Source organism: Shinella sp. CPCC 101442 (genome assembly GCF_024704725.1).
In the GTDB taxonomy this organism is placed as follows: domain Bacteria; phylum Pseudomonadota; class Alphaproteobacteria; order Rhizobiales; family Rhizobiaceae; genus Shinella.
In genome coordinates, this window is record NZ_JALIQS010000021.1 from 1 (window position 1) to 10,386 (window position 10,386).

Genomic DNA, 10,386 nt, shown 5'->3' on the forward strand with positions numbered 1-10,386 from the left:
CCGTATCAATGGCCATCGATCGGGCGATGATACGCTCATTCGGCAGGAAGTCGAATCCAGCACCGCCGCTGCAGCGCTTCGAAAGGCGATTCCTTCCGCCTATCACCGGATCTGGCTGCCACCAGTAAGCAGGAGCGCAGCATGACCCTACTCCTAAGCCTCTGGCTCAAATTCAAAGGCTACCTCGCTATGGCCGGTGTGGCGCTCGCGGTCATCGCTGGAGCCTTCCTGTATGGCCGGTCGGGCGGCAAGGCCGACGCAGAAGCCGAGCAGGCCCACAACAATGCAAAAGCAATCAAGAAGGCGAGGGGCGTCGAAGATGCAGTTCAAGGTATGGGCAGCGCTGATGTTGACGCTGGTCTCGCTAAGTGGATGCGTGACGGCAAGCGGTAATTTCTGCGATGTCGCGCGGGCCGTGCGGCCAAGCGTGGAAGATAAGATGACCGGAGAGACGAGACGGCAGATCCTGCGCGAGAATGAAAAGCTGGCGAAGCTTTGCGGGGTGGTGCCGTGACGGTAGAACTATGGGCGCAACTCGTCGGCGGGATCGGCTTCTTCATCTTAGTGTCCGGCACTCTCTGGGGCATCTGGTGGCGGATTGAGGGGAAGGTTGACAAAGCCAAGGCTGAAGCGTCTGGCGCGGCATTGGCAGCCAACGCCCTTGCCTCCCTGACCCGGCAGGAACTGGCTGACCACCGCCTGCATACCGCCGAGACCTACGTCACAAAAGCCGGGATGCAGGAGCAGACTGCGCAGATTATGCGAGCGATCGAGGGTGTTGGGAATCGTATTGATGGCCTCGGCGAACGATTAGACCGGCTATATGAGCCTCGTCCTGCTGCCCACCGTCAGTCCTAGCGAACCACCTGCGCGACGATCCAGGTGTTTGAGCCCTTATTGCCGCACTTCAGGCAACGGAGGAGAGGGCGGGGCAGCGGAACGGAATTGATCACCAGTAGATGCGGAGAGCCCAGATAAAACGTGTGGTAGAATAAAATCACTGGTTGAGCCGTGGAACTCTCGCCAATCAAAAAAGAGGAGTTTGAAATGGCTGTTGAGCGACATCAAGGAGCCACCGTGGATTTGACAGGAGTTTCCCTGACTACCGGTTACACCATCGCTGTACCCACAACAATTTCCAATGTCTGCACGGTCGAACTGGGGCTTCACGGTATCATCGCCTCCACGGTAGGTACGCCCTGGGGGTTGCGCCTTGGAGCGACCGCTGGCATCGAAAGCTCGGGATACCGCGCGGGGCATTCGCGTATGACCTCCACCGTACAGAGCGTGTCGGAGAGCGAGAATTGGTTCGTGATGTGCGGCCAGACAGAGACCTCAAATGACTTTTACGGTTACGCTCGCCTGGGACTATCAACGCCTACGCATAGATGGTTCTGCGAGAGCATGCTGTTCGACTACGGCGGGGAGGGGATTCAACGACTATCTGCGGGGACGAAGAAACTCACTTCCGCGTTGACGCACATTCAGATTTGGGCCGGCGGCAAACCAGGAACGTTTAGCGCAGGGCTCGTAATGCCGGTCTATTACTACACGACTTAATTTCGCGTCCGATCGCCGGCTGGAAGTACAACCACACCAGCGCCGCTGTTCATTCGGGGATGGCGGCGCTTTTTTGCGTTCGCGGGGGAGGGATGGATCTTGCCGCCATGGCCCCCGGCGTAACGTTCAGCGAGGCGCTGAAGCGGATTGCGTAGGCGGTGATCGGGAAGGGTTAAGGTGATCGGCCCAACAGGACGTCCCCTTCTCTACGTTCGCGGCTTTCGCCTCACCGGAGGTAGGATCGATTGACGAAGAGGGATACTTCATTCACCCTTGCCGCTAAACGATTTACAAAAACGCAAGGGTGACATGGACATTCACAGCCATGAAGGCGCCGGTCCAATTCGATTCGGCATGGCTCGCGAAGAGGTGCTTCATCTGCTTGCGGCGGAAGCGGACAGCTTTAAACGGAACCCGACCGACGTCCACCCTTGCGACCATTTCATCAGCCTAGGCTGTTTTGTCTACTATGCCGATAGGAACGGGTTGTTCGAGGTTATTGAATTTTCGGCCCCTGCAAAGCCTACTCTTAATGGCGTGGACTTGCTGAATGTCGGGTTCATCGACCTCCTTGACATAATACGAGACGCAGATCCGCAGGTGTCCATCGACACCGAGGGTTTCACCTCAGTCCGTCTCGGTATTGGTGGCTGGGCACCATTCCTCAAATCCGCCCCCAACTCTTCAGTGGAAACGATAATTGTTTTTGCGCCCGGCTATTACGACTGACGAAAGTCGCGGCGGACTGGATGCAGCAAGCCCCTCGATCTTGCGGCGGACCACGCTTCATCGAGCGAGGGAGGCGCATAGGGATGGTGCTGATAGGGAAGGGGTGACTTGGCGTGAGAGTTGCTCAGCGCATCGAGGTAGGCCAGTGTGGAGGGATCGAGCGGTATCAACATGAGAGCAAATGTGTAAATTAGCTCCAGCCGATACCTCACGAAACCGCAGCCCTTTCAGCGATTCGTTGTTCCGCGTCCTTCTCCGCAGCCAATCGCTGGCCAAAGGCCATGATGTCTTTCACGACAAGAGAGATAGCGGGTTCCTCATTCGCGATGTACGACGAGCTTCTGTCCTCAATCCGTGGTACCGGCTTGCCAGAAGCCCACTGCTGGGCTTTCCCTGTGGAGTCTTTGCGCTTCTTTTTCTCGAATATATCTCTGTAACGCCTCGGCGATATGCCGATAAATGGAGCAAATAGGACCTTATTTTCCGCTTCAGCGCTGGAAAAGGTAATCGAGTCTTGGTGCAAGTCTTTAGCGTGGCTTTTCGGATACGGCTCCAAGAAAACTACTTTCCGTATTCCTGAAGAAACAATATGTTTGGCGCACATATGGCAAGGAAAAGTAGTTGAAAAAAGAATTGAGCCTTGAAGTGGCTTGCCTTTCCGAGCCGCGTCTGTGATCGCAGACATCTCTGCGTGAATTATCCTTCCAAACTCTATGATGTCCATAACTTTGGAATCTTCGATCAGTTTCTCTGACAGTAGTTTCTCAACTTGCTCCACGGTGCTGCCAGCGCGTGTTAGTTTTTCCGACAGGAATTCTAACTTACCTAGTCTCTCAACCAGGTCAAATAAAAGCCGAAGCTTGCGCGAGTGGTTTCCATCTTCGCCTTCTTCGAAATCTCGATGGGGCTTCATATCGGCGTCGTCGCACCAGTACGTGCCGCCAAACGGCTTAGGGACCTCGTTGCAGCCTAGTGTGATCACCTCTCCTTGCTCGGAGAAGATTGCTGCGCCGATTTGTCTGGAAAGATCTAGTGACCTAAGCGATGCTCCCGCCGCGGCGTACATGCCATACTCTCGCTTGGTGGGCGACATGCCGTTGTGGCCAAAAAAGGCATTGATAAACCTATCGATCACCTCTTTTGTTTCACCATTTGACCCGCCCGGTACGAAAACGTCACCAAGGTGGAAAACGTCAGACACACGTTGCCCAAAATCTTCGCCAACTTCGTTATTGTCTCGTTCGATTAGGTCGATCGCGGTCTTCTCTGCCACTGCATCTTCTACGAGACTCGTGCGGTATTGCTTTATTTTCCTGATAAGTTGTCGCCTGCGATCATCGGCATCGGAGAACACGGAAACCTGGATAAATTTTCGGCCGTAAACATTTCGAAGCAGGGCAATTTCCTCCTCCCGTTTAAACTGGCGAAGGATGAAGGCATGCTTTAGAATCGGTTGGTTCCGAGCGTCTTTCTCGTCCATGCCTTTCGGCGCAGCTGTTGCGCGCAGCCGTCGTATTTCACTGATCGCGATGCATGCTAACGCAGCATGGTTCTTTGCTTCTCGGCGAACGCGGTCAGCGTTCTCGATCAAAGAGTTGTACCGCTCACCGTAGCTTGAATCCGCGACTTTCAGGTCAGGCAACAGGTCAGCCATCACCGAAGTGATGTGGATGATGGTCGATTGGTACTCGACATCTGCGAGCGCGCTCTGCAAGTGGGCGGCTACAGCGTCCATGTCGACTCCAATTGGTCCGACGAGGCCGATGACGAGTTCAGGATTGTCGACTATCGTGCTTGCGTTCATGTCACACCTTAAGCGGAACTTAACGACCATAGGCCGATTATAGATTTCGCCGAGCCGGGATAAATTGTATGTTTGAGTCGGGATTGCCTCAGGAGGGATACAATCATGGATGCTAAAACTGTCAAGAGCGATACAGTTTCGAGTAGAACCAGAGGAGAGCAGCTCTGGTCCATCATGACCGATGCCGCGCAGAATGTGTTAGAGCGCCCGGAGAGCCAGCGCGGTCCATATGTGATCAGCGACAGCGATCTCAGGCTCGTTAAGCAAGCTTCGTCTCGTTAACACAAAGCCCGCCATCTCGGCGGGCTTTTTGTTTTTGTGCGCGCTGAAGAACTTCCGCCGCCCTGATAAACGCCTCGCGGGCAACCGCGGGGTCTTCTTTCCCTTCCAGGACTGCCAGACACGTTTCGCACGCTCTCTGAAGCGCCTCCCCGGTATCGACCGGCCCCATCAACGCTCTCGCTGCTTCAGCAGTGCTGGTCACAGTCCAGTACTTCCGAGCTTGGTGGTTTCAAACGTGATTGGTCTTTCCCACCCACCGATTTCCATTTCACACCCCACGCGAAACAAAGAGCCCCGCACGAGGCGGGGCAAAGTTTGGACCAGTGCAGCGGAGAAACTTTCTCTCGGCTGGTTTTGTTCCTTAAAGCGAGCTGACGATCGGCGCCGGCCGCTCGGTAAGCCTCGAGCTGTTGATGTCCCTGCTGACGCGGTGCATCTGCATTTCACCGTCGAGGTGACGGGCGAGGATGCCCTTGAGGTTTTCCTTCGGCGTCGCCGGATTGAGCCAGCCCTCAAAGACCTCAGGATCGAGGATGATCGGCATGCGGTCGTGGATTTGGCTGATAGGGGCGATCGACGGCGCCGTGATGATCGTGCAGCTCGTGACGTCCAACTTTGCGTTATGTGCCCATAGGCCGGAGAAGGCGTAGGGGGCGACGCCCGGCATCTGGATCAACCACGAAGCGACCTTTATTGCGGCGGGGCTGGGGAACCAACGTGAGCTAGGATGCACATCGAACGCCGCACCCATTAAACGACGTTGTCTGTATCCTGTTCCACACGTGCCGTCCTTTTCCATCGCAGGCAGCTCGCCGCTGATTACAGAATGAAGTCTGTCGCTTTCAGCCGAATTGCCTGATCCAGCATGATCGAAAAGTCGACGGTGCCGTCTCCGCCGAGATCAGCATGAATGATCGTTTTTCCCGAAGCAATTTCGTAGCGTAGCTGACCCGCCTTCTTGCTGAAAGCTTCAGTGCCGACAAAGTCGAACGCTTGATTGCCCATTGAGTTGAGCTTCGCGTCGATAACTCTCAGGTCGATCTTGTCCCCCTCGCTTCGCGAAAAATCCATGATCGTGTCTCTGCTTGAAGATCCGTAGGAATCCTTTTGGGATAGAAAGGCAAAGGTGTCAGCGCCAGTCCCCCCGTAGAGTGTGTCGGCGTGGGCGCCGCCAACCAGGCGATCGTTTCCGCCCATCCCGTTGAGTGTGTCGTTCCCGTCCGCTCCGCTCAGCGTGTTCGCTCCGGAACTACCAATTAAGAGATTTCTCAACCCGTTTCCGGTCCCGTTGAGGTTCGTGGCTCCGAGCAATGTCAGATTCTCTACGAACGCCGTGAGCGAGTAGGTCACGGAACTCAACACTTTATCGAGGCCATATGTCTCGACAACTTTGTCACCGACGTTGTCTACATAGTAGGTGTCGTCTCCGTTTCGGCCTTCAAGAGTGTCTGCGCCCCCACGACCATTGAGCACGTTGTTCCCGCTATTGCCGGTAATGACGTTCGCAAGATTGTTGCCAACGGCCGAAAGATCCTTGAGTCCAAGCAGAACCAAGTCCTCGACATTGTCCGCGAGTGCAAAGTTAACGCTGGTCCTGACGGTATCCCGGCCGCCTGACGTTATGTCGCTCACCCGATCTCGTACGTCGTCCACCATGAAAACATCGTTGCCGATGCCTCCGGCCATTGAGTCTGCGCCCAGGCCGCCGTCCAAAAAGTCGTTACCTGCACCGCCATCAAGAGTATCGTTTCCGTCTTTTCCTGCGAGCGTGTCATTGCCGTTGTTGCCGCGAAGGGTATCGGCTTTTTTACTCCCTTCGAGTTTATCAGCAAACGGGGTGCCGCTTATGGAGAAAGCCCATCCATTAAGGGCAGGGGAAGACGAGGCTTCCTGGACAGCTCCATTATGGAATTTAATCCAAAAGCTGCTCCCGCTGCCGACCGTTACGTCGACCGCTCGATTTGCTTTCGAGAAATCCATGCTGACGGACTCAAACCCATTAAAGGTGTGTTCCATTGAGGTTAGATGGTTGATTAGAAGGCGGTCGTTTTGGCCTTCGGTTGTTCCCCCAGAGTTTATCACCGTGCGCAAGCTCGGACCGTCTAGGCCATCGGATTTCACGCCTCTGGCATCAACTACGTTAGTGCCCCCAGCCAAGACGAGCTCAAATATCTCAAAGCCCGATATCTTAGTCGATCCACCAATGTTGATTTCGGTGGCTTGCTGGGCTGCGAGTTTAAAGTTGAATGCAGGCGCGCCTTTATCCAAAGTAAAGATCAGCTTGTCGACACCAGCACCACCGATCATGGTCCCGCCGATTTGACCATAAATGGTATCGTTGCCTGCGCCGCCGTCAAGGATATCGCCGTAAGTCAGGTCCTTGGTCAGCACCGGTCTTCGACTGCCGTTGTAGACAGAATTGTAGTACGGCATCAATATATCATTACCTTCGCCACCGTAGGCGATATCGGTCCTATCGCTGCCAGTGAACTTGTCGTCACCGTCGCCAAGGTCTGCGACAACGTTCCCAAGAAATTTCTTGTCGTAAAGGCGCGCCCAGTATGTATCGTCAGATACAGAACCTTCGTACCGATAGAAAAAATAGTTCGCAGGATCGTAAAAAGTGTATATCGGGCTAGGATATCGACCGTTGCTGATTACACTACCGCCGACCATATCCGCGGTGAGGATCGCATGTAGGGCCGAGTCTATCATCTGCTTTGCCCTGCTGAACAAACTTTGTGCGCTTTGTTCAGAAGATGTTGCATATTCATATTTCAGTTGGATGTCTTGGAAGAGGGTACTGTCCATTCGCATCTCTGTGCCAAAGAAAAATGCTCGCGGCATTACATCGATAGACACAACGTTCTTGTATTTTTTGACGCCGTCATCAGTGTATGGGACACTTGAAAGGCTAATCTTAGTCCTAGGCGATAGAAAGGCGGTCATAGTTCCGCCGCGTAGTTCAGGCTCGCCAAAATTGAAGGATCCGTCGCTGTTTAGAGACCCTTGCCATGCAATGCCCATCTCTCTTGCGTTCTCGAATTTTGTCTTCCCGTCGCCATTGCGGTCGTGAGCGGTAAATGTGTGCCGTGCTAAAATATCATCACGATACATGACTGGTCCTGCTTGGGTAACAATAGGTTGTTAACGCATAGCTTCCCCTATGTAGAGGAGCAATCGCATTTCTTAATCAACCTTAACTTAGCCGCAGTAATTCGCTTCGATGGCGCACTTCGCCCTCTCCGTGTCGACCGGTTCGAAGGCCCGCACCAGCTCCCCTCATCCAGCACCACGAGCGTGCTTGTTGTCACCGTTTTTCCCCGAAACAACTGTGACGGAAGCCGCTCGACAGGACGTGCCGGTGCTGCTTTACGACTTCCGGTCTGCGTCGCAGCAGGCGGAACGAGCATAGTAGCGGCGAGAGGATCGTACAAAGGGCTTCACCACCACCCCATCCACATGCAGATGTCGATCATCTCGCCGGTCGAGAGACTGATAAGGAAACGCCGCCCACGGGAACCGGGCGGCGTTTTGCGTTCATGAAAACGGTTCCCGGCTATCGTCCGAGATAGACGCCCAGCGTAAACCAAGCCGCCGCTGCATTCATGGCCGCCGCCGCTAGCATGGAGAAGATTGTCGGCCGCAGCCATGCGAGCAGAGCCGAAACGACTGCAAGGGCCGAAACAACATAGATCATAGCGAATTCAGAATGGGCACCTGCCGCTCGGTGAAGCAGGGGCCGTACCTCGTTAATGCTCTATCCCCGAGCCGAATGTCAGTTTGACTGTAGCATTCCGTCACATCATCAACCAATCGCTGCCTGAAAGGCTACTCGGAGAAAGCATCGAGACAAAGAATATTTCGCTTTCGCCTCGGGTGACGCAGACGTTATCGCCGCTTCTGTAGGCATTAACGCTTCGCGAGACGTCCGTTTCTGATTGAGAGCACCATTCGCGAAAGGCGTCTTGATTGGCAAAGAACCTCCCTATCTTCGCGCTAGATAGATCAAGTTTATCGACTTTACCGTTGAAGTTTGAGATGCGGACCCCTGTCAGACCAACTTCATTGTCTAAGGTACGTATCCCTCCAATTGCTACCTTGTCTTGACTTTTCCCAAGCTCAACTTGAACATCCCCGCCCTCGTTGCCGCGATAAGAAATATTAATTTTCAGGCTTTTTTCACCACTCCAGATTTCTATGGGGTCATCGTCATCAAAGTTATATGCCCTCACGTTGATTGTTTTTGTGGCGATAGTAGCGATGTACTTTCCAACAGTATGAAATTGACCCTCTAGCACAATAGATGGCATATCAACGTATAGGATATCTTCTCCTAAGTTTGATTTTGTAGCTTTATCTATTATTTTGTCTCCGGCTGTAAAATAAAAGTAGTCAGAGCCTCTTCCTCCTAGATACCTGTCAGCCCCCGATCCGCCGTTTAGTATATCGCCACCGTCTCCACCGAAGAGTTCATCTTCACCCGAGTTGCCCATAAGTAAATCATATTGAGACGACCCATAAAGTTTGTCTTTTCCGCTGCCGCCATACAATGAATCGTCGTCGATGGCACTGGAATTATACCTTGCTTTATAATTTTGTTTCGTATTCGCATATATTAAGTCATCCCCAGCCCCACCGAGAATTACATCGCTGCCTTTTCCACCGATAACTATGTCATCGCCAGCGAATGAATCGATTATGTCAGAACTTTTGCTGCCTGTGATGAGATCTACGGATTCTCGTCCGAACACGTAATTCGGGGTAAATGGATCCCTACCTGTTGGCACGTTGGCGGCGTGTTTTTCTCCGCGGATAAAATACACAATGCTGTCTTCAGTGATGTCCGCAAAGTCGGAGCCTTGATATTTCTCGAGTGCATAGAGGCCACTGCTCTGCAGAAGCTCGAGACTCTCGATCAACTTAACATTCTTGTGTGGGTCTAAGATTCTGTCCCAAGACGTACCTTTTGTCTTTCCGGTCCAAATCGTATTCCAGTTCTGGGTGTAAACAGCGCCCTGTCTCACATCCCCTGGCTCATGCGATGCCATGAAAATAGGATCGTTGCTGAACCCGAAATTTACGACCTGATCGTGATCAGACCACTTAGAAATAAAAGGGGATTCGAAGCCGATATAGTTCGCCCCAACGAAGCTTTTCCACAGCCGGGCTTCTTGAATTTGGTGGGCGGTTTCGGCATTTTCTGCCACATATTTTGCGTGGTTGAAGAACTGATTAACGGCTGCGCCGCCGAGGCTGTGGCCGGTGATCAACAAATCCGAAGGTGATATGCCAAGTTTTTTAAATGCCGCGCCCAAAGCTTCGATGGCTATTTCAAAAGACAGGACATATCCATTTTTATCGGATGCTAGTCCTAGCCACCACTGAGCATCTTTTAGTCCGTCGGTTCCACGAAACGATAGCGCGTACCGTCCGTCGTCGGACTTCAGCAGCTGTAAGAAACCCTCACCTTTATCGTTGGTCACGCCAAGTCCGGAAAAGGTAATGTCGTTACCGGCTTGAACCTTCGCTTTCTCTAAGAGGCGCATGATACTGACTTTTTTCCAGCCTGAAGGGGCCGATTCGTCCTCATACGCGGCGTTGGCTAATCTTGCAGCTTCTTTTACTTCCCTGACAGTCCAGTCATTTTGTGAAAACAGCGGCACAGCATCTTCCCAAGTGGTTTTGGGAGGAGAGGCTAATATTTATCTATTGGTTTTGCAACGGGCCTCGACTATTCCCTCTAGCCGCGAGCCAAACTTATTTGGTTAAAGGGTATCTATCTGCCAACTTTCCACCACCACGGTCCGTTTCAAACACCATGTGAAACAAGTAGCCCCGCACAGAGCGGGGCTAATAGGTCTGGACCATTACAAATTGATTGGCCGGTGGATTTGTTCCTAGCCTGCCATGCGGTCTACTTCGCCTCTATATGTGACGTGCCACCGCGCGCCGATCTTGTTCAGGGCGATGAAGCGCTGCTCGCCTTCAGGAGACTCCAGGATAAGCCC

General features: G+C 53.1%; 8 protein-coding genes and 1 pseudogene. 4 read left to right on the forward strand and 5 right to left on the reverse strand.

The window, feature by feature from the left end; all coding sequences use genetic code 11:
- Window positions 1-141 precede the first annotated feature (141 nt).
- The 4 genes from MUO32_RS29125 (at window position 142) to MUO32_RS29140 (ending at window position 2,289) form a co-directional block, all read left to right on the forward strand.
- Window positions 142-393 (forward strand): hypothetical protein, encoded by a 252-nt coding sequence (locus MUO32_RS29125; protein ID WP_257951876.1) that lies wholly within the window; start codon window positions 142-144, stop codon window positions 391-393.
- 117 nt (window positions 394-510) lie between these two features.
- Window positions 511-858 carry a hypothetical protein gene (locus MUO32_RS29130; protein WP_257951877.1) on the forward strand — a complete coding sequence of 116 codons (348 nt, stop codon included), beginning with the start codon at window positions 511-513 and terminating at the stop codon, window positions 856-858.
- A gap of 189 nt (window positions 859-1,047) precedes the next feature.
- Complete coding sequence (locus MUO32_RS29135; RefSeq protein WP_257951878.1) at window positions 1,048-1,560, forward strand: hypothetical protein; 513 nt, start codon at window positions 1,048-1,050, stop codon at window positions 1,558-1,560.
- A 309-nt stretch (window positions 1,561-1,869) separates the two neighbouring features.
- Window positions 1,870-2,289 (forward strand): hypothetical protein, encoded by a 420-nt coding sequence (locus MUO32_RS29140; RefSeq protein WP_257951879.1) that lies wholly within the window; start codon window positions 1,870-1,872, stop codon window positions 2,287-2,289.
- A 208-nt stretch (window positions 2,290-2,497) separates the two neighbouring features.
- Here MUO32_RS29140 and MUO32_RS29145 read toward each other — a convergent pair whose 3' ends face one another.
- From MUO32_RS29145 to MUO32_RS29165, 5 genes and pseudogenes are all read right to left on the reverse strand, one after another.
- Window positions 2,498-4,123 (reverse strand): anti-phage dCTP deaminase, encoded by a 1,626-nt coding sequence (locus tag MUO32_RS29145; protein ID WP_308311348.1) that lies wholly within the window; start codon window positions 4,121-4,123, stop codon window positions 2,498-2,500.
- Window positions 4,124-4,352: 229 nt separating this feature from the next.
- Window positions 4,353-4,583: pseudogene (locus tag MUO32_RS29150) on the reverse strand (DUF982 domain-containing protein); the annotation flags it as partial.
- A 153-nt stretch (window positions 4,584-4,736) separates the two neighbouring features.
- The gene (locus MUO32_RS29155; RefSeq protein ID WP_308311349.1) at window positions 4,737-5,174 is read right to left on the reverse strand and encodes an SOS response-associated peptidase family protein; all 438 of its coding nucleotides are present in this window, start codon (window positions 5,172-5,174) and stop codon (window positions 4,737-4,739) included.
- A 20-nt stretch (window positions 5,175-5,194) separates the two neighbouring features.
- On the reverse strand, window positions 5,195-7,492 hold the full coding sequence (locus MUO32_RS29160) for a calcium-binding protein (RefSeq protein WP_257951881.1): 2,298 nt from the start codon (window positions 7,490-7,492) through the stop codon (window positions 5,195-5,197).
- Window positions 7,493-8,175: 683 nt separating this feature from the next.
- Window positions 8,176-10,041, reverse strand: a complete 1,866-nt coding sequence (locus MUO32_RS29165) for a hypothetical protein (protein ID WP_257951882.1) — start codon at window positions 10,039-10,041, stop codon at window positions 8,176-8,178.
- Between the last annotated feature and the right edge of the window lie 345 nt (window positions 10,042-10,386).

What these genes read in the sequence shown, in the direction of transcription:
- MUO32_RS29140 (WP_257951879.1), top strand. Translation starts at nt 1,870, where the DNA reads ATGGACATTCACAGCCATGAAGGCGCCGGTCCAATTCGATTCGGCATG.
- MUO32_RS29125 (WP_257951876.1), top strand. Translation starts at nt 142, where the DNA reads ATGACCCTACTCCTAAGCCTCTGGCTCAAATTCAAAGGCTACCTCGCT.
- MUO32_RS29135 (WP_257951878.1), top strand. Translation starts at nt 1,048, where the DNA reads ATGGCTGTTGAGCGACATCAAGGAGCCACCGTGGATTTGACAGGAGTT.
- MUO32_RS29145 (WP_308311348.1), bottom strand. Translation starts at nt 4,123, where the DNA reads ATGGTCGTTAAGTTCCGCTTAAGGTGTGACATGAACGCAAGCACGATA.
- MUO32_RS29160 (WP_257951881.1), bottom strand. Translation starts at nt 7,492, where the DNA reads ATGTATCGTGATGATATTTTAGCACGGCACACATTTACCGCTCACGAC.
- MUO32_RS29155 (WP_308311349.1), bottom strand. Translation starts at nt 5,174, where the DNA reads ATGGAAAAGGACGGCACGTGTGGAACAGGATACAGACAACGTCGTTTA.